The organism is Variovorax sp. V93 (assembly GCF_041154485.1).
GTDB lineage: Bacteria > Pseudomonadota > Gammaproteobacteria > Burkholderiales > Burkholderiaceae_C > Variovorax > Variovorax beijingensis_A.
Genome location: NZ_AP028670.1, coordinates 206,611 through 229,634, shown reverse-complemented (window position 1 = coordinate 229,634; position 23,024 = coordinate 206,611). Strand labels below are relative to the sequence as shown.

Annotated in this window: 20 protein-coding genes; 12 read left to right on the top strand and 8 right to left on the bottom strand. The window is 64.6% G+C overall.

Features of this window, described 5'->3' with window-relative positions; all coding sequences use genetic code 11:
• The first annotated feature begins 7 nt into the window (after positions 1-7).
• The 3 genes from ACAM54_RS27075 to ACAM54_RS27065 all read left to right on the top strand — a co-directional run bounded on the left by ACAM54_RS27075 (position 8) and on the right by ACAM54_RS27065 (position 3,002).
• Positions 8-616, top strand: a complete 609-nt coding sequence (locus tag ACAM54_RS27075; protein WP_369651679.1) for a 2-hydroxychromene-2-carboxylate isomerase — start codon at positions 8-10, stop codon at positions 614-616.
• Positions 613-1,803, top strand: coding sequence for an acyl-CoA dehydrogenase family protein (locus ACAM54_RS27070; RefSeq protein ID WP_369651680.1), 1,191 nt, complete (start codon positions 613-615; stop codon positions 1,801-1,803). Before ACAM54_RS27075 ends, ACAM54_RS27070 begins: the two co-directional genes overlap by 4 nt.
• Positions 1,804-1,892: 89 nt before the next feature.
• Positions 1,893-3,002 carry a CaiB/BaiF CoA transferase family protein gene (locus tag ACAM54_RS27065; protein ID WP_369651907.1) on the top strand — a complete coding sequence of 370 codons (1,110 nt, stop codon included), beginning with the start codon at positions 1,893-1,895 and terminating at the stop codon, positions 3,000-3,002.
• Positions 3,003-3,130: 128 nt separating this feature from the next.
• Here ACAM54_RS27065 and ACAM54_RS27060 read toward each other — a convergent pair whose 3' ends face one another.
• Positions 3,131-4,504, bottom strand: a complete 1,374-nt coding sequence (locus ACAM54_RS27060) for a sigma-54 interaction domain-containing protein (RefSeq protein ID WP_369651682.1) — start codon at positions 4,502-4,504, stop codon at positions 3,131-3,133.
• Positions 4,505-4,724: 220 nt separating this feature from the next.
• Between ACAM54_RS27060 and ACAM54_RS27055 the strand changes: the two genes are divergently transcribed.
• The 9 genes from ACAM54_RS27055 (at position 4,725) to ACAM54_RS27015 (ending at position 14,709) form a co-directional block, all read left to right on the top strand.
• Positions 4,725-5,516 carry an alpha/beta fold hydrolase gene (locus tag ACAM54_RS27055; protein ID WP_369651683.1) on the top strand — a complete coding sequence of 264 codons (792 nt, stop codon included), beginning with the start codon at positions 4,725-4,727 and terminating at the stop codon, positions 5,514-5,516.
• Positions 5,517-5,544: 28 nt separating this feature from the next.
• Positions 5,545-7,212, top strand: a complete 1,668-nt coding sequence (locus tag ACAM54_RS27050; protein WP_369651684.1) for an MFS transporter — start codon at positions 5,545-5,547, stop codon at positions 7,210-7,212.
• Between the two features lie 34 nt (positions 7,213-7,246).
• Positions 7,247-8,236 carry a GTP-binding protein gene (locus tag ACAM54_RS27045; RefSeq protein ID WP_369651685.1) on the top strand — a complete coding sequence of 330 codons (990 nt, stop codon included), beginning with the start codon at positions 7,247-7,249 and terminating at the stop codon, positions 8,234-8,236.
• Positions 8,237-8,270: 34 nt separating this feature from the next.
• Positions 8,271-9,017 carry a nitrile hydratase subunit beta gene (gene nthB / locus ACAM54_RS27040; protein WP_369651686.1) on the top strand — a complete coding sequence of 249 codons (747 nt, stop codon included), beginning with the start codon at positions 8,271-8,273 and terminating at the stop codon, positions 9,015-9,017.
• A gap of 15 nt (positions 9,018-9,032) precedes the next feature.
• Positions 9,033-9,665 (top strand): nitrile hydratase subunit alpha, encoded by a 633-nt coding sequence (gene nthA, locus ACAM54_RS27035; RefSeq protein ID WP_369651687.1) that lies wholly within the window; start codon positions 9,033-9,035, stop codon positions 9,663-9,665.
• 10 nt (positions 9,666-9,675) lie between these two features.
• The gene (locus ACAM54_RS27030; RefSeq protein ID WP_369651688.1) at positions 9,676-10,017 is read left to right on the top strand and encodes a nitrile hydratase accessory protein; all 342 of its coding nucleotides are present in this window, start codon (positions 9,676-9,678) and stop codon (positions 10,015-10,017) included.
• Positions 10,018-10,038: 21 nt separating this feature from the next.
• Positions 10,039-10,875, top strand: a complete 837-nt coding sequence (locus ACAM54_RS27025; protein WP_369651689.1) for a hypothetical protein — start codon at positions 10,039-10,041, stop codon at positions 10,873-10,875.
• A 95-nt stretch (positions 10,876-10,970) separates the two neighbouring features.
• Positions 10,971-13,160: a TonB-dependent receptor gene (locus tag ACAM54_RS27020; RefSeq protein WP_369651690.1), complete on the top strand. Its 2,190-nt coding sequence runs from the start codon at positions 10,971-10,973 to the stop codon at positions 13,158-13,160.
• 31 nt (positions 13,161-13,191) lie between these two features.
• Positions 13,192-14,709 (top strand): PepSY domain-containing protein, encoded by a 1,518-nt coding sequence (locus tag ACAM54_RS27015; protein WP_369651691.1) that lies wholly within the window; start codon positions 13,192-13,194, stop codon positions 14,707-14,709.
• A 480-nt stretch (positions 14,710-15,189) separates the two neighbouring features.
• Here the strand turns inward: ACAM54_RS27015 and ACAM54_RS27010 are convergent, their stop codons facing one another.
• From ACAM54_RS27010 to ACAM54_RS26980, 7 genes are all read right to left on the bottom strand, one after another.
• Entirely contained in the window at positions 15,190-15,924 is a 735-nt protein-coding gene (locus ACAM54_RS27010) for an alpha/beta hydrolase (RefSeq protein ID WP_369651692.1), read from the bottom strand.
• Positions 15,921-17,585 (bottom strand): AAA family ATPase, encoded by a 1,665-nt coding sequence (locus ACAM54_RS27005; RefSeq protein ID WP_369651693.1) that lies wholly within the window; start codon positions 17,583-17,585, stop codon positions 15,921-15,923. The genes ACAM54_RS27010 and ACAM54_RS27005 overlap by 4 nt, the downstream gene beginning before the upstream one ends.
• Before the next feature lie 379 nt (positions 17,586-17,964).
• Complete coding sequence (locus ACAM54_RS27000; protein ID WP_369651694.1) at positions 17,965-18,456, bottom strand: hypothetical protein; 492 nt, start codon at positions 18,454-18,456, stop codon at positions 17,965-17,967.
• Entirely contained in the window at positions 18,432-20,006 is a 1,575-nt protein-coding gene (locus tag ACAM54_RS26995; RefSeq protein WP_369651695.1) for a UxaA family hydrolase, read from the bottom strand. The genes ACAM54_RS27000 and ACAM54_RS26995 overlap by 25 nt, the downstream gene beginning before the upstream one ends.
• Before the next feature lie 21 nt (positions 20,007-20,027).
• Positions 20,028-21,164: a mannitol dehydrogenase family protein gene (locus tag ACAM54_RS26990; protein ID WP_369651696.1), complete on the bottom strand. Its 1,137-nt coding sequence runs from the start codon at positions 21,162-21,164 to the stop codon at positions 20,028-20,030.
• A 5-nt stretch (positions 21,165-21,169) separates the two neighbouring features.
• Complete coding sequence (locus ACAM54_RS26985; protein ID WP_369651697.1) at positions 21,170-22,180, bottom strand: zinc-binding alcohol dehydrogenase family protein; 1,011 nt, start codon at positions 22,178-22,180, stop codon at positions 21,170-21,172.
• 31 nt (positions 22,181-22,211) lie between these two features.
• The gene (locus ACAM54_RS26980) at positions 22,212-22,976 is read right to left on the bottom strand and encodes a transporter substrate-binding domain-containing protein (RefSeq protein WP_369651698.1); all 765 of its coding nucleotides are present in this window, start codon (positions 22,974-22,976) and stop codon (positions 22,212-22,214) included.
• Between the last annotated feature and the right edge of the window lie 48 nt (positions 22,977-23,024).

The following is a 23,024-nucleotide window of genomic DNA, read 5'->3' as shown; positions in this document are numbered from 1 at the left end:
TCTGAAGATGACCGACTGCATCGATGCCTTCTATTGGATTCATTCAGACTGGGCCTATTTCGGAGGCCCACGGTTGAAGGCCATGGGTGAGCGCCATGGACTCAAGGTGAACCATCGCCCCGTGGATCTCGCAACGGTCTACTCAAGAACGGGCGGCATCAAGCTTCCCTACCGTTCGAAGGAACGGAAGGACTATCGCCTGCTGGAGATGAGGCGCTTCCGGGAAATCCTTGGCATGCCCATCAATCTCGAGCCCAAGCACTTCTGCGTGACGGGGCATCTTCCCTCCTGGTTCGTGATCGCGGCGGAGGCGCTTGGTCACGAGGTGGCGGACCTGAGCCAGGGCATCATGCGCGCCATCTGGGTGGAGGACCGCAATGCCGAAGACGCTGGCACGCTGGTGTCCATTGCCAACGACATGGGCTTGGACGGTCAGGAGATCCTGAAGAGCGCGCAGGACGGGCGAACGGAACTGACCTACATGAAGTACACGAACGAGGCGATTGAAAAGGGAGTGTTTGGCGCGCCGTTCTACTTTTTCCGGGGGGAGGCCTTCTGGGGCCAGGATCGGCTCGACATGCTCGACAGGACCATCGAGAAGGCACGGGGAAGATGAGCACCTCGACGAAGTCGGGTGACTCGCGCAGCTTCTATGCGGATTGGGATGCGCTGCTGACGCCGCGTGAGGTCGAGTTGGTGCAAAGGGCCAAGTCCTTCTGTGCCTCCGAACTGGTGCCCTTCGCCGAGCGAGCTCATCACACCGGAGAAGTGCTCCCCAAGCAGCTGATTCAGGCATGGGCCGCACTCGGGCTGCAAGGGTTGCAGACTCCGCAGGACCTCGGAGGCCAGGGAGCTTCGTACCTGGCGAAGATCAGGGTGGTGCAGGTGCTGTCGCGCTTCGCCTTTGCGGCGGCGTTCAGTCTGAACAATTCGCACAGCATGGTCCACATGGTCGCGACGCAGACGTCGGACAGGCTGCGCAATCTTTATCTTGGCGATCTGCTGTCCGGCAAGCTGGTGGCCTGCATCGCGCTGACTGAGCACACAGGGGGCAGTGATCTGGCTGCGACCAGAACCTTGGCCAAGAAAGTCGACGGTGGCTGGTTGATCAACGGCGAGAAGGCGTGGATCACCAATGCGACGATCGCTGATCTGGCTGTGGTCGGCGCGCAGACGGCCACAGGAACCGCCGGCATTGGGCGATTCCTGGTCTCCCTGTCGGCGTCGGGTGTGGATCGCTTGGGCGCACATCCCGTGGATGCCGGTTCTGCCAGCGGGGTCGGGGGCCTGAGGTTTTCGGACGTCTTTGTCCCTGACGACCATCTCCTCGAAGCTCCGGGCGAAGGGTTCAAGCGCTCGATGGCTGCCATCAACGGCGCGCGGGTCCATGTCGCTGCCATGGCGGCGGCATGCCTTGAGCGGGCGCTTGAGGTTGCGGTGGCCTACACCCTGACCCGGACGGCATTCGGGCATCCTCTGATGGATCACCAAGGTCTTCGGTGGCGATTGGTCGACGTGGCCAATGAACTGGATGCCGCCAACGCCTTGGTACTGCGGGCAGCCCAGCTGATCAACGCGGGCGAGAACGCCGAACTTGCGGCCGCGCATGCAAAGAAGTTCGCGACGTCGAGGGCAATCTCGGGGATCGAACACTGCATGCAGAGCATGGGAGCCAACGGTCTGCTGCGCACGCACGGGCTGCAGCGGCAACTGGCCGAGGTCAAGATGGCAAGCTATGCAGATGGCACGACGGAGATTCTGAACGAACGGATCGGCAGTCATCTGCGGCGGAGGTATTCGTGAAAGGCAGTGTCCGAATGGATCTTGGTCGAGCCTTTGAAGGCGTTCGAGTTTGCGATCTGAGCCAGGGCATTGCAGGGCCACACGCCACGATGCTGCTGGCTCAATATGGCGCAGAGGTCGTCAAGGTGGAGCCGCCGGATGGCGATTGGGGACGCCTTCTTGGGCCCCGAAGCGGCGATCACTGCGTGCACTCGTGGCACTACAACCTCGGCAAGCGATCGATCGCTCTGGACCTGAAGAGCGAGTCCGGCCAAAAGGTGCTAAGGACGATTGCCAGCCAATGCGACATCTTCATCGAGAGCTTCAGGCCCGGCGTCATCGAACGGCTCGGCTTTTCGTACGACGCAGTCAAGGCGATTCGTCCGGACGTGATCTATGCGTCCGTGTCGGGGTTTGGGCAGACCGGTCCCTACAGTCAACGGGGCACTGTTGACTCGCTCATTCAGGGCTTCTCGGGGATGATGGTGATGAATCGCACACCCGACGGAACGCCTCACCGCCAGGGAATGGTCGCTGCCGACGTCCTGACCGGTTTGTACGTGTTCTCTGCGCTTTCAGCGGCACTGTCGGCGCGCCGCCAACAGGGGGAGGGCGGCTATCTGGACCTCAACTTGATGCAGTCGGCGGCTGCCTTTCAGGGTGCCAAGATTGCCGAGTTCCATGCCAGTGGCGGCGAGCCCAAGTCGTTCTACGGGCCGGTCGGTTTTCTCCCGACGAGCGATGGCGGGGTTTCTGTTTCCTGCCGAAAGGGCGAACACTTTGTCTTGCTATGCCAAGTGCTGGGAGAGCCTGCCCTTGCAGGGGATGCCCGGTTCAAGTCGGGGGAGGATCGTGTTCGCAACGAAGGTGTGCTGATGCAGGAGCTCGCTCGACTGGCCGAAAGCTGGACAACGGGCCATCTGCTTGTTGCACTCCAGGCAGTCGGGGTGCTCGTGGAAAAGGTGCAGACCTATGATGAATGGCTGTGCGACGAGCATGTCCTCGCCCGGCAGGCATACCGATGGATCGATGGTGGCGCGCTCGGCTCTCTTCCTCTTGCCGAGATCCCTGGTGTGGCGAACCCATGCGAAGACAGATGCCGCGCGCCGTCCGTCGGTGAGCACTCTGTTTCCGTCTGCCAGCGATTTGGCGTCGACACGGCCTTGGTGGAGGAGAGTCTTCGAACCGGAACTCTCGGGCCAGTGATTCGAGCCGGGTAGTCCTGGTTCAGGACTGGAAGACAGGCCCCGCATAAGCGGGCCGCGCGGAAGCAAGTTGGCGCCTGGACATCGTCTGCCCGCGCTCATGGGCGGAACGCAATAGGCAATCGGACCCCGGCATCCGGCCGTCAGAGCGACGAGGGCAAGTGTCGAAGTTCGCGGTACAGCGTCGCACGGCTGATCCCGAGCCGTCGTGCGGCTTCGTCCTTGTCGCCGACGGTCTCCGCCAGCGTTTTCCGTATGCAGGCGGCGCGCTCGCGATCGAGGTGTTCCTGCAAGGTGGTCGCTGACGAGGCCTCACGCGGGTCGGTGCCGGCCCGCGAGAGCTTCGCAGCCGGTCTCGTCGGCAGCCCCGCGTCCCCGGATATGAGGAAGCGTAGGAGCGCGGCTTCAAGTTGACGCACGTTGCCCGGCCAGTCGAACGCGCGCCATTGCGCGCGTACCGAGGGCGGCACGCGGCGAGACGGCAGACCTTCTCGCTGCGCGATGCGCTCGAGCAACTGCTCGGTCAACCAATCCAGGTCCTCGCGCTCGCGCAGCGCTGGCATGTGCACGCCGAGAACATTGAGCCGGTAATACAGGTCGGCCCTGAACTTGCCGGCATCCACACGCATTTGCAGATCGCGGTGCGTGGCGCAGATGACGCGCGTGTCGATCGGGATCGGCGAGACGCCGCCCACTCGCACGATCTCCTGGTTCTGCACAGCACGCAGAAGTGTGGCTTGCAGGCTGAGCGGCATGTCGCCAATCTCGTCGAGAAACAGCGTGCCACCGCTCGCCAGTTCGAATTTGCCTGGCTTGCCGCGCGTCCGGGCGCCCGTGAACGCACCACCTTCGTAGCCGAAGAGCTCGGCATCGATCAGCGACTCCGGAATCGACGCGCAGTTGACCCAAACAAATGGCCGTCGGGCGCGCGGCGATAGCGCGTGGACGGCGTTGGCCGCGAGTTCTTTTCCGCTGCCCGTCTCCCCTTGCACAAGCACTGGCTGCGACAGCGATGCGGCTCGTTCGATGGCCGCGCGCACTCCATCCATGGTGGCGCCCCGGCCCAGGATGTCATCGGGCCCGTACCGCACAGTCCATGGCGTGGGCGGGCTGTGGATGGCGCGATCCTCGCTCCCGGCGACGGCGACTGCCTTCTTAAGCGCCGCCATGTTCGAGAACAGCGCCAAGCCGACCGCGCCGATGATCCGTTCGTTCTGGTAAACCGGCACTTGGCGTGCGAGCAACTGATGGCCTCGCACTTCCAGCGGCATCATGGTCACAGTGGTGTCGCCGCGCGCTACACGATGCAGGCGCGTCTTCGCCGACACGACATCAGTGATGTGCCTGCCGATGAAGTCCTCGGGGGGGCCGCCCAGCAGGCGGCAGTAGGGCGCATTGATGAGCACCACGCGGCCATCGGTGTCGACCGCCACAAGGCAGTCGGACACATGGTCAAGCACGCTGCGCAGGAACTCGGCCTCGTTCTGGCCGGAACCGAACCATTCAGGAAAGGGCATGGATAGTCTCGAATTTGCGAAATCTGGACGCAAATCTGAGACTAGTGCATGTGCGGAACGCCGTCAATCAATTGGCGCTGTGGCGTTTATCCCTGAGGAATCAACGACTTAGTGTGCGCGCCAGAGTCCGCCGCGCGATTGGCATCAGGCTTGCTCTATGTCGTCCGCACCGCGCGCAATCGGCGTGGCGCCTTCCATCCCTCACCTCAGTGGAAATGCAATGAACGACATTATTACTATCGGAGACATGCAAGTACGTGTGGCGGGCCACGGTCCGGCCCTCGTGTTCTGCCACGGCTACACCACGACCGGCGAGTTCTGGCGCGAGCAGATCGCCCCGTTCTCGCGTGACCACCAATTGGTGGTCCTCGATCTGCCGGGGCACGGCCGCTCGGCATCCCCGGCCACGCGCCGCTACACGATCGATGCTTTCGTCGATGACCTCGTACTGCTGTTCGACAAACTGCGTCTCGACGATGCCATTCTCGTTGGGCTATCGATGGGCGGCACGATCGCTCAGCGCTTCGCACTCACGCACGGAAGCCGCTTGCGCGCATTGGTGCTGGTGGGCGCCACGCCCCATGGACTCGGCCCGGACGTAGAGGTGAAGAATGTGCTGCAGGCCATCGACAGCCTGGGCGTGGCAGCGGCGAGCCAGGCAGTGATCGACCGCTCGTTCGGCTCCGCCGCCTCGGCCGAGCTGTTGGCGTTCGCGCGCGAACAGGTGGCGCAGACGCCAGAGTTCGTCGCCCGTGAAGCCATCATCTCGCTCAACGAGGCCGACAGCCGCGCGCAACTCGCGCGCTTGGCCTTGCCGACGCTCGTCGTCTGTGGCGACGAGGATGCCATCACGCCGCCCGCCGAGTCCCATGCGCTCGCCGCCGGCATCCCCGGCGCGATACTGCAACTCGTCGCTGGTGCCGCGCACTTCCCGATGCTCGAGCAGCCCCAGCGCTTCAATGCCATCTTGCGCGACTTCATCGCTTGCGTCGACAACTGGAGCGGCGCCTGACGCCCGCCATACATCAAGGAGTATGGACATGACAACAGTCAATGCATCCCCCGCAACGCCTCGGCATGCGCGTGAAACGCGCCGTGTGGTCTTCGCCGCGGCGCTCGGCACCGTGTTCGAGTGGTATGACTTCTTCATCTATGGCAGCCTCGCCGTGTTCTTCGGCGGGCTGTTCTTTCCCAAGGGCAACGAGTCGGCGGCCATCCTCGCGTCGCTCGCGACCTTCGGGGCAGGCTTCGTGTTGAGGCCATTCGGTGCGATCGTCTTCGGGCGGCTGGGCGATCTGGTTGGGCGCAAGAAGACCTTTCTTGTGACGATGATGATCATGGGCACCGCCACCGCCACGATCGGATTCCTACCCACGTTTGAGACCATCGGCTGGGCCGCGCCTGCAATCCTGGTTCTGCTGCGTCTTTTGCAGGGCCTGGCGATCGGCGGCGAGTTCGGCGGCGCGGTCACCTACATCGCCGAGCATGCAGACCCGCGGCGCAGGGGCTTCATGACGAGCTGGCTGCAGATCACCGGCACCATCGGGCTGCTCGTCTCCCTGGCCGTGATCCTCATGCTGCGCTCCTCGCTATCTGCTGAGTCCTTCGCCCTGTGGGGATGGCGCGTACCGTTCATCTTGTCGATCGGGCTTCTCGCGTACTCGCTCTACGTGCGCATGCGGTTGGAGGAGTCGCCTGTCTTCCTCGAGATGAAGGCGCACGGCAAGGGATCGCAAAACCCGATCAAGGACACCTTCGGCAATCCGCGCACCCTGCGGATCGTGCTGGTGACGATCTTCGGTGCGGTGGCTGGACAAGCGGTGATCTGGTACACCGCGCACTTCTACAGCCTGCAGTTCCTCACCGCCACGCTCAAGCTGCCGCCGCAGTCCGCCTACGCCTACCTCACGATCGCCCTGGTGCTGGCCACGCCGTTCTTCGTGTTTTTCGGCTGGCTTTCCGACCTGATCGGGCGCAAGTGGATCATGCTGACGGGCTGCCTGCTCTCGGCGCTGCTGTTCATGCCGCTTTTCCAGGGCATGGCGAAGTACGGCAACCCCGCCCAGGAGGAGTTCCGCGCCCGCACCCAGGTCGTGATCCAGGGCGGCGACTGTCGCGAGGACCAGTCCTTCATCGGCCAGCTGTTCCAGCCGAAGGCGACCAAGCCGTGCACGCGCGCCCGCTCGTTTCTGGCAGCGCAAGGCGTGCCATATGTGCTGCGGCCGCAGGCGGGTGAGCTGCGGCTTGTAGTCGACGAGACGACGCTGACCGGTTTCGACGAAGCAGCGCTGCGCCAGGTGCTGGTCGAGCGCGGCATGCCGCTGTCGGCCGATCCGGCGCGCGTCAATGCGCCTATGGTCGTGCTGATGCTGTTCGTGCTGGTCCTGCTCGCGACCATGGTGTACGGTCCGATGGGCGCTTTCCTCGTCGAGCAGTTTCCGACACAGGTGCGCTATAGCGGCGTCTCGGTGGCTCTGCAGTTCGGCAACGGCTGGATCGGCGGCTTCGCGCCGTTCATCGCCACCGCGATGGTCGTGAGCAGCGGCGATATCTACCGCGGCCTCATCTACACGATCGTCGTGTCGCTGCTTACGCTGGTGGTCGGCGCGTTCTGCATCCGTGACCGCCGCGGCCTGGACATGCGCGAACCGACGACGCCGACGGAGAAGCCGAGCCCGGTCGCGACACTCACCGCTTCGCAACAGTAGTCCGGACGAACGGCAAGTGGCTATGAGGACCGGTATGGCGCTCCACAACATCCCCGTCACGATCGTCACCGGCTTCCTCGGGGCCGGCAAGACCACGCTCGTGAACAATCTGCTGGCGCAGTGCGGCGATGCCTACATCGGCATCATCGTCAACGAGTTCGGCGAGGTCGGCATCGACAGTCAGCTGATCGTCGCCGATGAACAGCCACTGATCGAGATCACCAACGGCTGCGTCTGCTGCACCGTGCGCAAGGACCTGACGGCAGCGGTCGACGAGCTGCTGCAGCGTGCCGGCCGCCCGGTCGATCGATTGATCATCGAGACCTCCGGCCTGGCCGACCCGGCCCCGGTGCTGCAGAGCTTTCTTGCCGACGCCGCGCTGTTGGAGCGTGTGGAACTCGAGTCGGTGGTCACCGTCGCCGATGCATGCCATGTCCTGCTTCACATCGATGACGACATCGTGCGCGAACAGATCGCCTTTGCCGACGTGATCGTGCTCAACAAGATCGAGATGGCCAGCCCGCAGGAACTGGCGCGGCTCGAGCGCGAACTGCGCCGGTTGAACCCGGCCGCGCATCTGATCCGCACTGAACACGCACAGGTCTCGGCTGCTGAGCTGCTGGGGACGAAGCGCTTCTCGTTGCCGCACGTGCTATCGATCGAGCCTGATCTGCTGGATGGCGAGGAGCACGACCACGAACACGATACCTCGATCGGATCGTGCTGTATCGAAACCGACGGTGCCCTCGACCCGGAGCGATTCAATCGCTGGATGAGCCAACTGGTCCAACGCGAAGGCGCCCAGTTGATGCGGACCAAGGGCGTGCTGCGCCTGCACGGCGAGGCGCGCCAATTCCACTTCCACAGCGTGCACATGTTGCTGGACGCACGGCCGGGGCGTCGATGGCGCCCCGATGAGCCGCGCCGCAACAGGCTGGTCTTCATCGGCCGGGATCTGGCGGTAGACGCGCTGCGCGAAGGCTTCCTCAATTGTCTCGTTTCTCAATCCGAACGAGTGCCATGAAGGCGTGGCCTCGAATCTGCCAACCGGAGTACCCATGAAACTTCAACACGCGCTGGGCGGTCTCGAGAACCTCGGGCCCGTCAACCTCGAAACCCGCGTCTTCGTGCAGGACTGGGAGAAGCGCATCTTCGGCATCCACACCGTGATGATGGCCGAGAGCGCCCATCTCGCCGAGGCGTTGCCGAAGTACCCCGTCGACACGCTTCCAACTTCGTTCAAGGACTCCTGGACCTGGGCCTCGCTGCGTACTGGCGCAGAGAGCATGCAGCCCTTCGAGTACTTCAAGTTCCGCTACTACGAGAAGTGGCTGATGGGCATCAGCCAGTTCTTCGTCGACAAGGGCTACATCACAGCCGACGAGCTGGCCAGGATGACTGCGCACTACCGCATCCAGCCGGACGCGCCGCTGCCCGACCGGCCCAGCGAGCCGATCAAACGCCAGGTGATCGACTATCTGCTGCGCGGCGATTCCGGTTTGCGGCCTCTGCCCCATGCGCCGCAGTTCACGGCGGGCCAAACGGTGTACGTGGCCGACCCCACGGCCGCCGAACACACGCGGCTGCCCGGCTACCTGCGCCACAAGAAGGGCACCATCCGCGAGGTGTATCCAGGCGCCTTCGGGTACTTCTGCTCGACCGGGCCGGACGGGCTCGGAGCGCCGATGCCGGTGTACCGCGTTGCGTTCGACGCCGGAGACATCTGGGGTCCCGAGCTGTGCGAGCCGAACACGACGATCTACGCCGACCTCTTCGAGGTCTACCTGCAATCCCCGAACACTTGAAGAAGAGGAAATATCATGAGCAGCGATCTGTTCAAGTACAACGCCGAGCGTGAAGCCGAGAGCGCGGCGAAGGTTCGCGCACTGGAAGCCCTGCTGATCGAGAAGGGCGTGATCGCCAGCGATTCGGTCGATGCGGTGCTCGATCATTTCGAGAAGGTCGCCGGCCCTTTCAATGGCGCACGCATTGTCGCGCGGGCGTGGGCCGACCCCGACTACAAGGAGCGCCTGCTGGCGAACACGCCCAAGGCCATCGCCGAACTCCAGCTGCCGCAGGGCATGGAGGGCGCCGAAGGCGAGCACATGGCCGCGGTGGCCAACGGCCCTGGCGTGCACAACCTGATCATCTGCACGTTGTGTTCCTGCTACCCGTGGCCGGTGCTCGGCCTGCCTCCGTACTGGTACAAGGACCCGGTGTTCCGCGCCCGCGGCGTGCGCGAGCCTCGGGCTGTCCTGCGCGAGTTCGGCGTGCCGGTGAGCGAGGACAGCGAAGTCAAGGTGTGGGACAGCAGCGCGCAGATCCGCTGGTTCGTCGTGCCGGAACGGCCCATCAACACTGACGGCCTCAGCGAAGAGCAGTTGGCCGCGTTGGTCACACCTGAGTCGATGATGGGCGTCGCGCTGGTTCAGCCGCCTGCATCGGCAGCGTGAGGTCGGCGCGATGTTCACCCGCTTCGAGGAATACGCGGCCGCCCAGATGCTTGGCCATGCGGACTCTCCCCCCCGCAGCCATGGCAAGCTGTACTTCGGCCAGGACTGGCAGCGCCAGCTTTTTGGACTGACGCTCGCGGTGGCCAAGCAGGGCCACTTCGAGTGGGAGGACTTCCGCCAGCAGTTGATAGGATCGATCGGCGATTGGGAACGGCTCGACTGCGCGGCGCAGCCGCCGTGGGATTACTACGAGCGCTTCCTGGCGGCGCTGCTGCAGGTGCTCGAGCAGCATCGGGTGGTCACCGCGGGCGAGCTGGCCCAGGCAGTCGCCGGGCAACCGAAGAAGGCCTGAATGACCATGGCGGAGCAGTAAATGAGTGCCGAGTTGCTTTCCCTGTCAGGGCTGTTGCTGATGTTTGTCCTGGGGTTGCGGCACGGGCTGGATCCGGACCATATCGCCTGCATCGATGGCCTCACCTGGCGCGCGCTCAATCATTCGCATGCCCATGCGGGCTGGATCGGGACCTTGTTCGCACTGGGTCACGGCCTGCTGGTCACGCTGATCGCGGTGGTCGTCAGCAAGCTGGCGCTGCACTTCGACCCCCCGGGCTTCGTGGTGACCGTTTTCGATTGGATTCCGACCTTGCTGCTGGTCGTGGTCGGCTGCCTCAATCTGCGCCTGCTGCTGCGCAGGAACGAGGCCTACGCGCCGACCGGTTGGAAGATGAGCCTGATCCCTGCGCGCTTGCGCCAGCAGTCAAGTGCCTGGTCGGTGGTGGTCATCGGCGTGCTGTTCGCCACCGTCTTCGACACCGCCACGCAGGCGGCCGCCTGGGGCTACGTCGCCAGCAACAAGAACGGCGGCGCGTGGGCCGCCCTGCTCGCAGGGCTGACCTTCACGGCAGGGATGATGGTGACCGACACGCTGGACGGCCGAATCATCTGCCGGATCGGCCGGGGCATCGAGAATCCGGAAGCGGGGCGCCGCGTGCGCCGGACACTGGGCTGGCTCGTCGTGGCCATCTCGTTTGGCGTGGCGGGCTACAACGTGGCCAAGGTCTTGCTGCCGGAAGTCGAACTCGACGACATGGCGTTTTCAATCACCGGCGCCGCGCTGGTGGCTGTGATGCTGGGGATCTGGGCGTGGAGTGCCAGGCGCGCACGCAGCGCCAAAGCGGCCCCCGCACCCCGCCCTTCACGGACCTCCTGATGCCGCCTCGCGATCCCGTCGGGGAACCGACGGCTGCCGACAGGCAGCGCAGCCGCGGGCCGGTGGTTTTCTCTTGCTTCTTCTCCGGTTCCCCCATGTTCAAACACATCGCATTCCCGGGCTTCATCGCCCTGGCCAGCACCCAGGCGATGGCGCAGCCGAGCCTGCAAGCCATCGAGGTGACGGCCACGCAGCAGGACCAGTCGCCATCGCTGCAGGCCACGCCCGCGGTCGGCAGCCGGCTGGGCCTGAGCGTCCGCGAAACGCCCGCGTCGGCGGAGGTGATCACGCAGGAAACGATGGAACGGCGCGGTGCGCGAACGTTCGAGGAGGCATTGCGCGGCAGCGTGGGCATGACCGCGGGCGGCGCACCCGGCTCGCCCTCCGTGGCATCGACGCGCGGCTTCACCGGCGGCTTCATCACCTACCTGTTCGACGGCGATCGGGTGGCCGTGGCCTCGATGGTGAGCCGGCCGCAGGACACCTGGAACTACGAGCGCATCGAAGTCCTGAAGGGCCCCGCCTCGGTGCTCTACGGCGAAGGCGCCATCGGCGCGGCCGTCAATTTCGTGACCAAGCGGCCCGACCGCAACAACCCGGGCGCCGAGGCCATGCTGTCCTACGGCAGTTTCGGCACGGCGCGTGCCGGCGTCGGCCTGGGCGTCAACGTCGGCGAATCGAGTGCTTTCCGGCTGGACTACAGCCACCAGGAGACCAACGGGTACATCGACCGCAACAAGCAGCGGTACGACAACCTCACCATGGGGTTCACCACGGCATTGACGCGTGACCTGGTCCTCGATCTGACGATGGACTACGCCAAGGACAGCGCACTGTCGTACCAGGGGACGCCGCTGATGCCGCGCGCCTTTGCGCTGCAGCCGACCGGCATCCTCAGCGACTCGTCGGGGCGGGTGGTCGATCGCAGCATCGCCTTTCGCAACTACAACGTCGACGATGCCCAGATGAGCGCGCGCAGCCTCTGGACGCGTGCCAAGCTGAGCTGGCAGATCGCCCCGGAATGGAAGCTGCGCAACGAACTGTCCTACTACACGGCGGACAGGGCGTGGCGCAATGCGGAGTCCTTTGCCTTTGCCGCGCCCGGGCGAATCGTGCGGGACCTGGTCGGCATCACGCACGATCACCAGATCCTGACGAATCGGCTCGACCTCACCAACACCTCGCCCATCGCCGGAATGAAGAACCGGTTCGTGGTGGGCCTCGAATACACGAAGACCGACTTTTCTTCCAACCGCGATTTCTCCAATGGATCGGCCGCGGCCAACACTGCCCTCGCAGTGGGCGAGTTCGCCACCTTCCCGGGACGCTACGACGCCTTTGCCGCCAATCCGGCGCTCTACGCCGGCGCCGGCAACCGCACGGTCTTCGACGCACGGATCCCCACCCGCTCACTGTTTCTGGAGGACGCCTTGTCCGTCAGCGACCGCTGGACCATCGTGGGCGGCTTGCGGCAGGACGACGTGAAGCTGCAGCGCCAGAACGTGGACCTGAACACCCGTGCGCTCACGTCGTTCACCCAGAAGTACAGGCCGACGTCGGGACGGCTGGGCGTGGTGTTCGCCATCGACACCGACACGTCGGTCTATGCGCAGTACACCAACGCGAGCGCGCCGGTCGGGACGGGCAACCTCCTGCTGCTTTCGGCCGCCAACAGTGCCTTCAGTCTCTCGACGGGCAAGCAACTCGAGGTCGGCATCAAGCAGTCGGCTTTCGACGGGCGGCTCGACTACACGGTGGCGGCTTACAAGATCGAACTCGACAACGTGCTGTCGCGCGATTCCAGCAACCCGACGCTCACCGTCAACAGCGGCAAGCAGTCGGCCCGCGGCCTCGAGCTCGCTGCGGCCTGGAGGGCGACGCGTGCACTGACGCTGAGCGGCAACCTGGCGCGTGTCGATGCGCAGTTCGATCAACTGATCGAGGCCGGGAATGTTTCGCGCGCCGGAAACACGCCGCCCAACGTGCCGAAGACGGTCGCCAATCTCTGGGCCGACTACCAGATTCCCGGATGGCCCGTGCGCGTGGGTGCGGGCGTCAACCGGACCGGCCACTCCTACGCCAACAACGCCAACACGGTGCGCATGAACGGGTACACCACGGCCAGCGCCTATGCCACGTGGACACTGCCCAAGGGCGACCTCACGTTTCGTGTGCGCAACCTGACGGACAAGCTCTACGCCTACTGGAGCGGCGCGAATTCGAACAACCAGGTCCTGATCGGCGCGCCGCGCAGCTTCGAAGTCAGCTACCGGGCGGCGTTCTGATGCGCGTCCGAATCAAGCCGATGGAAAAGACATGAAGCCGGCCTTGATCTTCATTCACAAGTGGCTCGGCATCTCGCTGGCGTTGCTGTTTCTGATGTGGTTCCTCAGCGGCATCGTGCTGTACTACGTGCCGTTCCCGAACCTCACGCAGGCAGAGCGCCGGGCCGGACTGCGGCCCCTGGTTCCGGCCACCGGCTGCTGCCTGACGGCCGAAGACGCTGCGCGGCGAGCCGGCGTGGCGTTCACCGAAGCGCGCCTCGCCATGGCCGAGGAAGGGGCGCCGGTCTGGCGACTCCTGGTCGATGCCGGCGACAAGACCCCCCCTCGATGGCAAGCGCTCGATGCCCGCACCGGTGCACTGAAGGCGCCGCTGACGACCGTCCAGGCCATGAAGGTGGCCGAGACCTTCAGCGGCCGGCGGGCGCTGGCGGCCGAAGCGCTCGAGCGTGACCAGTGGACGGTTCCGCAAGGATTGGATCCTTACCGTCCTCTGTTCAAAGTCAGCCTGGATGGCGACGACGGTCTCGAACTGTACGTGTCCCGCACGGCCGCCGAAGTGGTGCGCGACACGCGCCGCGCCGAGCGGTTCTGGAACTGGATCGGCGCCGTGCCGCACTGGATCTATCCGACCGTGCTGCGGCAGTTCCCGCAGGCGTGGAACCAGGTCGTCGTCTGGCTCTCGATTCTGGGCGTGCTGCTGGCCGCGAGCGGGTTGGTGCTGGGCATCTGGCAGTTGTTTCTCAACCGGTCCCGCTGGATTCCGTATCGCAAGTTCTGGATGCGTTGGCACCACATGGTCGGTCTGGTCGCCGCGGTGTTCACGCTGACCTGGATTTTCTCGGGCCTGATGTCGATGAATCCTTACGGGGTGTTCTCTCCACGGGGACTTCCGCCCGCCGAGCGCGACCGCTGGCTCGGCGCCGACCGGGGTGCCGCTGTGGCGCCGCAGCTGGCCCTGGCCGCGGTCGCGTCCCGGGCGGCCGGCGCGCAGGCGTTGGAACTGGAGCGGGTCCGGATCGACGGGCAGGTCTGGTACCGCCTCCAGGGTACGCAGCGCCGGTGGTGGGTGCGTGCGGACGATGCGGACGCCCGGCCGGCGGTGGAATCGGTGCTGCCGGACGGCTTGGTGTCGGACGCCCTGCGGCGCCTGCGCGGCATCGACCAGCCCGCGTCGAACGTGACGCGGATGGATCGCTACGACGATGTCTACTACGCGAAGGACCCGGCGTCGGCGGAGGCGCCGGACACCCGGCCGCTGCCCGTCTGGCGCGCCCATTGGCCGGACGGCACGGCCCTCTATGCTGACGCTGCCTCGGGCAAGGTGCTGTTGCGGGTCGACCCGTCGGGCCGTTGGCAGCGGCTTCTCTACCAGGGATTGCACAGTCTCGACTTCGAGCCGCTGCGCGAACGGCCCTGGTTGCGCGAAGCGCTGGTGCTGGTCCTTTCCCTGCTCGGTATCGCCCTGTGCATCACGTCGTGCGTCATTGGCTGGCGCGCCCTGGCGCCGAAAGGCGCAGTGCGACAATCTGCGACGCGGCGCGTCGCCTGAGCTCTCTTCTTCATATTCCTGGGCCATGCCGGTGACGGCAATGACCGAACTCCCAGTCGACGCGCCCGTGCTGTAGGACGAACTGTTCTACAACACGGCGGACATCGTGACAGACGCGCGGACGATGGCGTGGTCGTCGCCGGTGGCGGGGCAATCTTCAGCTCCAAGGCCTTGGTTTCGCCCGCTTCGGCTTTGCTCCTCGTGTGGTGTGTCGGCAGGCACCCCGTTTTTGGGATACCGGAGCATCACACTTGGACACCCTTCGCAAGCATGCGAGGGGATGCTGACGAGTTGTCCGAACGGATTGTGAAAATGGAAGCGCCTCGCCCACATAGTCGACTTAGGTCGAAGGTCGGGCTTCTGCGTGCCGGAGCCCTCAGGTACCTATCTCGCCGACCAGTTGGTGTCGCCCCGTCATCGTTACTTTTGCGGTCGGCGCAGCGGCGCATCTCCGCGAGAGGCAGGTGCGGCCGGTCGAATTCAGCCCGGCGCTGCTGTTGCTGGTTTTCCTATTGTCTGCATCCCCATGAAAAACTCGACCGCCCCTGCAACAACCCACGGCTCGATGACGTGGTCGCCGTCAAAGGGCAGTAGCGTCAGGTCGTACCCGCTCTCCAGCAGCCGCCGTGCATGCGGGTGGGCGCTGGTCTCGATCGGCAACTGGTTGTCCGACCGCCCGTGCGCGAGGAACACGCGCGGCTTGCCCGTCTGCGTGAACGCGCTCATGAAGCCCGCCGATAACCCGATCACGTGGCTCGCCACGTCGCCGTTGGTCAGGCCGAGCGACAGGGCGTAGCTGCCGCCGTCGGAGAAGCCGGCGAATGCCAAGCGCGTGGGGTCGATCCGGAAATGATCGGCCACCCTGGACAACGCGCCGTCCAGCCGCTCCAGGTCGGGGCCGTACCCGCCGACCACAATGTCCCAGGTGGGGTACATCGACTGCGGGGCCAGCAGCAAGAAGCGCCGTGCCCGCGCGTGGGCCACGAAATGCGGCAGCACCCGGTTGGCCTCGCCGCCCGCGCCATGGAATATCACCAGCAGTGGCAGCGGTGCATCGACGGGCAGGCCCTCGGGTGCCACCAGCACCGCCTCGCGCCCCTCGGCGAACGACAGGCCGTGGCGTCCGGGCGGCAGCGGGTCCGCCACGGGCACAGCGCCGGGCCGGAAGGCCATGCGGCCGGTCAGCGCGCCGCCCAGCAGGGTGGGGTCGATCATGGTGCGGTCGCTCCTGCAGGCGACGAGGCGCAGGCGATGCCGCGGAATACCGCGCATTGCGCGAACGTGGGCGTCGACAGCGGCAGGTCCTTGCGCCGGCAGTACTTGCTGGTGAGCTTGAGCAGTTCCTTGATGTCGCGGCCGCTGGCACCGGCGTAGTCCACCACCAGCCTGTCGATTAGCGTGTCCGGTACGTCGACGCCCAACTGTGCCGACAACATGGACCACAGGCGCCGCGCGTCGTCGGGGCCCGGCGGCTGGTAGTCGATCACTGCGATGCAGCGCGACAGGACGGCCTCGTCGATGTCGCCGACCCGGTTGGTGGTCATGAAGAGAAGGCCGCTGAAGTACTCCAGTGTACGCAGGAACTCCGCGACGATGGCGTTGTGCTGCAGGTCGTTGTCGCGCCGGCGGATATAGACGTCAGCCTCATCCAGTAGCAGCACGCAGTCCCAGCGCGCCGCGCGCTGCAGGATCTGCGTCAGGCTGGCCTCGACCGAACTGGCCGTGACGCCGAGCTGGCCCGAATGCACGCGGTACAAGGGCTTGCCGACCACCTCCGCGTAGACCTCGGCGGTGAGGGTCTTGCCCAGCCCCGGCGCGCCTTTGCACAGGATCGTGGTGCCGCCCGATTTATTGGACACCACATCTTCCACGAGGAAGTTGCGGTCGGCCGTGAGGATGTCGATCAGGTCGCGGTGCGCCTGCGGCAGCACCAGCCGCTCGCGCAGGCTGGGCTGGTATTTATATTCCTGCACGTGCTGCGCGTGGACCCAGATGTTGCGGTGCCAATCCAAGTGGAACAAGTGCAGGTAGCAGTGCTGGGGAATGCGGTCGAAGCCATTGGCGACGCCGTTCTCGCGCCAGTAGCGGGGGTCGGCGGACAGATCAAAGCGTCGGCGCACCAGTTCCTCGTCGTTCACGCAGCGTGCCACCGTGCCTGTGGGCAGCCGATGGCGCACCATCTCTGCCCGCGGGCTTTCACCGGGAGTCCAGGCGCTGCCGCTGACGGTGAATTGAGCGCCGAACTGCGGCTGCAGCCTGGTGAAGCAGGCCACCTGCAAGTCGTACTCGCGCTTGAATTCGGCGCATTCCTTGTGAAAGCCGTGATCGGCAAACAGGCCGGCGAGGGTGCGTCCAGGCAGGTCTTCGGCATAGAAGCTCAGGCCCCAGGTCATTCCGGCGAAACGCAGGCGCGGTTCGGCGGGCGGATCGCGGCCGGCCGCCGACAGCGTGTTGGCCAGCAGTCCCACCAGTACATAGGACTGACCGTCCGCTGGCTTCACCAGGCGCACCGAATGGATCAGCCAGGCCAGAAGCACACCGTCCTTGCCGCGCTGGTACAGCCAGCCGTCGATCAAGTCCCGCCCGAGCCACTCGATCAGCGCCGGGACCATCAACTCCAGGCTGGGGATGGGGCGCACCAGCGGTTCGCCGTTGAGGTTGTCCAGCGCGAGAAGCTGGAACACCAAGTCGCGCGCACCGGTGGTCAGGCCCAGCTGGTAGAGCAGGTTGAGCGAGTGGCCGTCGAAATGGCGGCTGGACACGACCCGGGTGCCGCTGCCGGCGCCTTGTCCACCCAGCTGAAGGCCAAGCGGCGATTGCGCACCGACCTGCCCCTGCAGCGCGGCGGCCAGCATTTCCGGTATCTCGAGTTCCACGGCGTCTCCTCGCGTCGCCTTCGATGTTATCTACGCGTGTGGCTTTCGGCGCTTGACTTTGATCAAGTTTCGGGAGGATGTTGGTGGCGGTGGCCTGGGCGATCTGTTGTTGAAACAACGACTGCGATCTCGGCTTTTGTTTTTGGTCCTCTGTAGGCGGCTCGGTTTTATCTAACGCCCCAACTCATTCGGATTGCGTACACACATTGAAGATATAGCTGGATCCTGCCGCGAACTGCCCCCGTACCATGCCGCGGTCAAGGAAGGCCGTTGCTATCGTCGAAAAATGCAGCCTCGAACCACCGCCGTGCTCGCGAAGGAAACCAAGTGCGGCTCAAGCTGAGAACGAAGACAGCACTGCCGATCACCTCGCTCGTGCTCACGCTGGTAGGTGCAACGGGCTGGTGGTTGTACCGAAAGCCTGTCGGGTGAGTACGTCAACCTGATGCGCGAGCAGCAGCAGGCGCTGACCGAGAGCGCTGCGGCGGACCTCGACGACAAGCTGGGCGCTCATCTGGCCGCCCTGGCGCGTGCAGCCCGCGAACTTGGCGCGGACGGTTTCACGGATCCCGCGGCCCGGCAACGGGTCCTGCGAGACGGCGACTGCCAGCGAAATAAAAGAATACGTAGGTTCCGCACTTGCGCCAAGCTTCGGGACTGCGGGCGCCGCTGCCATCCGGCGCCACTTGTGCACCAGGTTCGCGTTCAGGCCATGGGCCAGCGCAATGCTAGCCACTGAAGCTTCGGGCTTGGCGCAGGCGCTGTGCTGGTGACTGTCATGCTGGGCATCACGCAGTGGAGTGCCAGGCGGGGCCGAACTCGAAAGGCGGCGCGATAGCGACGGGGTCAGGTGATGACGCTGATCTGCCAAGGAACAAATTCGTTCTGGCCATAGCCATGCACTTCACTGCGTGATGGCCGGCCCGAAGCTGTGTCGAGCAAGAGTTGGAACAACTCGGCGCCGAGCTCATTGATCGACTTCGTGCCATCCAGGACTTGGCCGCAATTCAGGTCCATATCGTCCGCCTGCCTGTCCATCAGCGCTGAGTTGGTGGCAAGCTTGACCGAAGGCGATGGCGCACATCCATAGGCCGAGCCCCGCCCGGTGGTGAAACAGATCAGATTGGCGCCGCCCGCCACCTGACCCGTGGCCGATATGGGGTCATAGCCGGGCGTGTCCATGAAGACCAAGCCCCGCGCCCTGACGGGCTGCGCGTATTCGTAGACCTCGGTGAGATTGGTGGACCCGCCCTTGGCGATCCCTCCCAGCGATTTCTCGAGCACCGTGGTCAGGCCACCGGCCTTGTTGCCAGCAGAGGGGTTGTTGTTCATCTGCGCGCCGTTACGCCCGCAATAGTCTTCCCACCAACGAATGCGCGAGACGAGCTTTCGCCCAACTTCGAGGGTTTGAGCGCGTCGAGTCAGCAGATGCTCGGCGCCATAGATTTCAGGGGTTTCCGAGAGAATGGCCGTTCCACCGTGTGCCACGAGCAGGTCGACGGCCGCGCCCAAGACCGGATTGGCTGAGATCCCGGAATAGCCGTCAGAGCCACCGCACTGCAGCCCAATGATCAAGTGGCTGGCTGGCACGGACTGACGTCGGACCTGGTTGGCCGATGGAAGCATTTCCTTGACGAGTTGGATGCCGCGGGCGATCGCCTTCGTCGTTCCCCCTACGTCCTGGATCGTGAACGAGCGCAACGCCCCCGAATCGCTCAGGCCTTGCGTGGCCAGCAACTTCGGGATTTGATTGGTCTCGCAGCCCAGTCCGACAACGAGGACGCCCGCGAAGTTGGGATGGCACGCATAGCCGCCAAGCGTACGTTGAAGGATTTGAAGACCTTCACCGGCCGAGTCGATCCCGCAGCCTGTGCCGTGTGTCAGTGCGACAACACCGTCGACATTGGGAAACTCCGCAAGAGCCTCGGGGTGTCCATCGCGTCGAAAGTGGTCCGCAATCGCGCGAGCGACTGTTGCCGAGCAATTGACCGAGGTGAGGATGCCAATGTAGTTGCGCGTCGCCACCCGGCCATCCTCGCGCACGATGCCCTCGAAACTGGCGGGCAGCAGCGCTGGCACCGTCTCGCGGACTTCGGCCCCAAAGGCGTAGTCGCGCTCGAACTCGCCCATTTCCAGGTTGTGCGTGTGCACATGCTGACCAGGCCGGATGGGCTGGCTTGCAAAGCCAATGATCTGACCGTACCGCCGCACCGCCGCGCCCGCTTCGATGGCGCGCGTCGCCATCTTGTGGCCCGGAGGTATCAGGCCGGAGACCGTGGTGTTCTCGGAAGCGATGTGCGCTCCGGATACCAATTGGTCCAGGGAAATGACGACATCGTCATCGGGATGCAGGCGAATGACGCGCGCGCCAGTGGGTGCCGTGATTTTCTCGATGGCTTGCTCTTCGATAGGGGACAGCATCAGTGTGGCTCCGGGGTGTATTCAAGTCGTCGTTGCAAGCGCTGCGCGCAGCCGCGGCTGGGCGAGTCCGCACCGCAGCTTGTCTGCAAGATCCACGATGGGAGCGAGCCTCCGTTGTTTCTTTTGCGCGTGGTTCTGCGCAATATCGGCGAGACGATGGTTCAGAAAGGGATTGAGCAGCCTCTCCCTGAGCTCGACGAGGTAAGCCTCTGCTTCGGTGCGTTGTCCAAGTGCGTCGAACACTGGCAGAACTTCATCGGCCCAAAGCGACTCGAGATCCCCCCGCGAGGCGGCGTCGTTCATGGCTTGCTTCACCGTCTCGTCCTGGGCGCGGTTCTCCGTCAGCCAGCGTTCAGCGAGGAACGTGTGCCCCGCGTTCAGCAAAAACAGTTTCAGCCGCTCGAACCGCTCAAGATCGTCCGTCACCACGATGTCCGGGTGCGCACAGGGCAGCGTCAATCCTCGCTGACGTTCTATGGCCCACAGTGCATAGGGTTCGGCAACCGCGCCGACCGGATGCAGGGCTTCCGACACAATGCGATCGACGAGTGAGTTGGCCCAGACACAATGCTCGCCCAGCCACTCGATGAAACTCGCGTCCAGCTTCCACTGTGCAGCCATTGCGCGCACCACATCGCGCAAGACATCGCCATTGCGCTCGATGAGTTCGCAGGGAAAGATCGACAGGTCGGCAGCGGGGATCGCCTGCCAACGATGGTGGAGCAGCACCAGCAACTTTGCCGGGAAGCTGCGGGGCGCATGCAGGCGGTCGGCGATCAATCCCGGGCCGTCCTCGTCGTCGAGTTGATACCCACGATCGGCCGTGTTGGAAATGATCACCCGGACGTCGGTCGCGACCGCGTCGCGCAGCGCCGACCAGTCGGCGTCCGCCTGCATGGCCTGGCGCACGGCGCGGCAGGTGATGGTTTCGTCGATTTGCCGACCACTCCTTATGCCGCGGATGCGGACCGGATAGCCGCCACCGCTTGCAAGGGCTGCCACCCGTTCGGTGCTCGCCGGGTTGCGGGTCGTCTGCACGACCATGATGCCGCCGAGCGCCTGGCCCGCTTCGCCGCGATCGAGCGCCTGCGAAACGAAGAGGTCCACATGCGCCTGAAGGAAGCGGCTGGTGCCGAACTGGAGGATGGCCTGGCCCATGATGCTCAGCACTCCACGATGGCCTTGACGACGCCTCTGGCAGGATCCAGCAGGTTCTTGAAGTCGGCTGGAACATCGGCCAGCGCAAGGCGGTGCGTGTTGAGCGCCGCGTCCGGAATGAGGCCCGCGCGCATCGCCTCGAGCACTGTCTCGAAATCTTCGGTCGTCGCGTTGCGGCTTCCGAGCAAGGTGGTTTCGCGCTTGTGGAACTCCGGGTCCGAGAAGCTGATCGTGGCACCGACAACGGAGATCAGCACGTAGGTGCCGCCGTGCGCGACGAACTTGAAGCCGCGCTCCATCGCCTTCGGATTGCCGGTGGCATCGAAGACGATGTCGAAGAACTCGTTGTCGGTGAGTGCAGCCAACTGCTTTTCGTCGTCGTCCGAAATCTGAACGCTGGCAGCCATCCCGAGTTGCGCTGAACAGAAGTCGAGGCGGTCTTTGCGCGTATCGAGCGCGGTCACCTGCGCACCGCGCAACTTCGAGAAGATCATCGCAGCCATGCCGATGGGTCCTGCGCCGACCACCAGTACGCGCTGCCCACCGCGAACGTCGGCACGTCGCACCGCGTGGGCGCCGATCGCGAGAAACTCGACCATCGCCGCCTGGTCAAGCGATACGCCCTCGGCCTTGTGCACGAAGGCCTGCGGAACGCTGAGGTACTCGGTAAATGCGCCATCGCGATGCACGCCCAACACCTGGATGTTGACGCAGCAATTGGTCTTGCCCTGGCGGCAGGCAATGCACTTGCCACAGGACAAGTACGGCATGACGTAGACCTGGTCTCCCGGAGACAACCGGCTGCCCATCGGCGCGGCTTCGACGATGCCGGAAAGTTCGTGACCCATGACACGCGGGTAGCTGAGATACGGCTGGTTGCCGGTGAAGATGTGCAGATCGGTGCCGCACACGCCCACGCGCTTGACGCGCAGCAGCACCTCGTCACCGCCACGCAGCGGCATCGGCCGGTCTTCGGCGCGCAGCGTGCCGGGGGTTTCGCAGATCACAGTCAGCATGAAAATTTCCTTGAGTGATGGAACGAACGCTTCAACCGTGGAAGCGCTTGTAGATGGCGGCGAGCTTGCCGTTCTCGGTGTTGTTGCCGACCCACTGGTTGATCCAAGCTTGCAGCTTGGTTTCACCCTTGCGCATGCCAATGCCCAAGGGGAAGCTCTTCATCACGAATTTGGTCTCGACGCCCAGTGCGGGCACCTTGTCCGCGACCGTCTTCACGATGGCGGGCGACGTTGCGAAGATCTCGACCTGGCCACTGGCGACGGCGGTGACGAGGGTGCTGTCGTCATCGAAGCGAACGATCTGCGCACCCTTGGCGCTCTCGGTGGCAAGTTTGTCGTTGGTCGTGCCGCGCGCAGTGGCAACCCGTTTGCCGACGAGGCCGGCAAAGTCCTTGACCACGACGGATTTGGGCGCCGCAATGACCGCCTGGATCTGCGCATAGGGAGCCGAGAAGTCGATGACCTTCTCGCGCTCTGGCGTGACCGACAAGGAGGAAATCACGACGTCCGCCTTGCCGGTCTGGAGAAACGGAATCCGGTTGGCGCCCGTCGTCGGGACGATTTCCAGTTCGACGCCGAGGTCCTTGGCCAGCAGGCGCGCCGTTTCGACGTCGGAGCCGGTCGGGTTCATCTGCGCGTCGTTCGTGCCGAACGGGGGCGACCCGAGGTCGATGGCGACGCGAATCTTCTTCGCTGCGCGCACCTCGTCGAGTTGGTCTGCCTGTGCAGCACCCGCAATGGCGACCAGGGCAATACCCGCACACAGGCGGCGCAAGATCTTGGAACGTTGAATCATGGGAGTCTCTCTTTCGGTGGATGGTTGCAAAGGTGGTTGTGCCGTGGG

Bases quoted from the DNA above. Each gene is read 5' to 3' on its own strand.
- ACAM54_RS27075 (WP_369651679.1), top strand. From the start codon at position 8: ATGACCGACTGCATCGATGCCTTCTATTGGATTCATTCAGACTGGGCC.
- ACAM54_RS27070 (WP_369651680.1), top strand. From the start codon at position 613: ATGAGCACCTCGACGAAGTCGGGTGACTCGCGCAGCTTCTATGCGGAT.
- ACAM54_RS27065 (WP_369651907.1), top strand. From the start codon at position 1,893: ATGCTGCTGGCTCAATATGGCGCAGAGGTCGTCAAGGTGGAGCCGCCG.
- ACAM54_RS27060 (WP_369651682.1), bottom strand. From the start codon at position 4,504: ATGCCCTTTCCTGAATGGTTCGGTTCCGGCCAGAACGAGGCCGAGTTC.
- ACAM54_RS27055 (WP_369651683.1), top strand. From the start codon at position 4,725: ATGAACGACATTATTACTATCGGAGACATGCAAGTACGTGTGGCGGGC.
- ACAM54_RS27050 (WP_369651684.1), top strand. From the start codon at position 5,545: ATGACAACAGTCAATGCATCCCCCGCAACGCCTCGGCATGCGCGTGAA.
- ACAM54_RS27045 (WP_369651685.1), top strand. From the start codon at position 7,247: ATGGCGCTCCACAACATCCCCGTCACGATCGTCACCGGCTTCCTCGGG.
- nthB (WP_369651686.1), top strand. From the start codon at position 8,271: ATGAAACTTCAACACGCGCTGGGCGGTCTCGAGAACCTCGGGCCCGTC.
- nthA (WP_369651687.1), top strand. From the start codon at position 9,033: ATGAGCAGCGATCTGTTCAAGTACAACGCCGAGCGTGAAGCCGAGAGC.
- ACAM54_RS27030 (WP_369651688.1), top strand. From the start codon at position 9,676: ATGTTCACCCGCTTCGAGGAATACGCGGCCGCCCAGATGCTTGGCCAT.
- ACAM54_RS27025 (WP_369651689.1), top strand. From the start codon at position 10,039: ATGAGTGCCGAGTTGCTTTCCCTGTCAGGGCTGTTGCTGATGTTTGTC.
- ACAM54_RS27020 (WP_369651690.1), top strand. From the start codon at position 10,971: ATGTTCAAACACATCGCATTCCCGGGCTTCATCGCCCTGGCCAGCACC.
- ACAM54_RS27015 (WP_369651691.1), top strand. From the start codon at position 13,192: ATGAAGCCGGCCTTGATCTTCATTCACAAGTGGCTCGGCATCTCGCTG.
- ACAM54_RS27010 (WP_369651692.1), bottom strand. From the start codon at position 15,924: ATGATCGACCCCACCCTGCTGGGCGGCGCGCTGACCGGCCGCATGGCC.
- ACAM54_RS26995 (WP_369651695.1), bottom strand. From the start codon at position 20,006: ATGCTGTCCCCTATCGAAGAGCAAGCCATCGAGAAAATCACGGCACCC.
- ACAM54_RS26990 (WP_369651696.1), bottom strand. From the start codon at position 21,164: ATGGGCCAGGCCATCCTCCAGTTCGGCACCAGCCGCTTCCTTCAGGCG.
- ACAM54_RS26985 (WP_369651697.1), bottom strand. From the start codon at position 22,180: ATGCTGACTGTGATCTGCGAAACCCCCGGCACGCTGCGCGCCGAAGAC.
- ACAM54_RS26980 (WP_369651698.1), bottom strand. From the start codon at position 22,976: ATGATTCAACGTTCCAAGATCTTGCGCCGCCTGTGTGCGGGTATTGCC.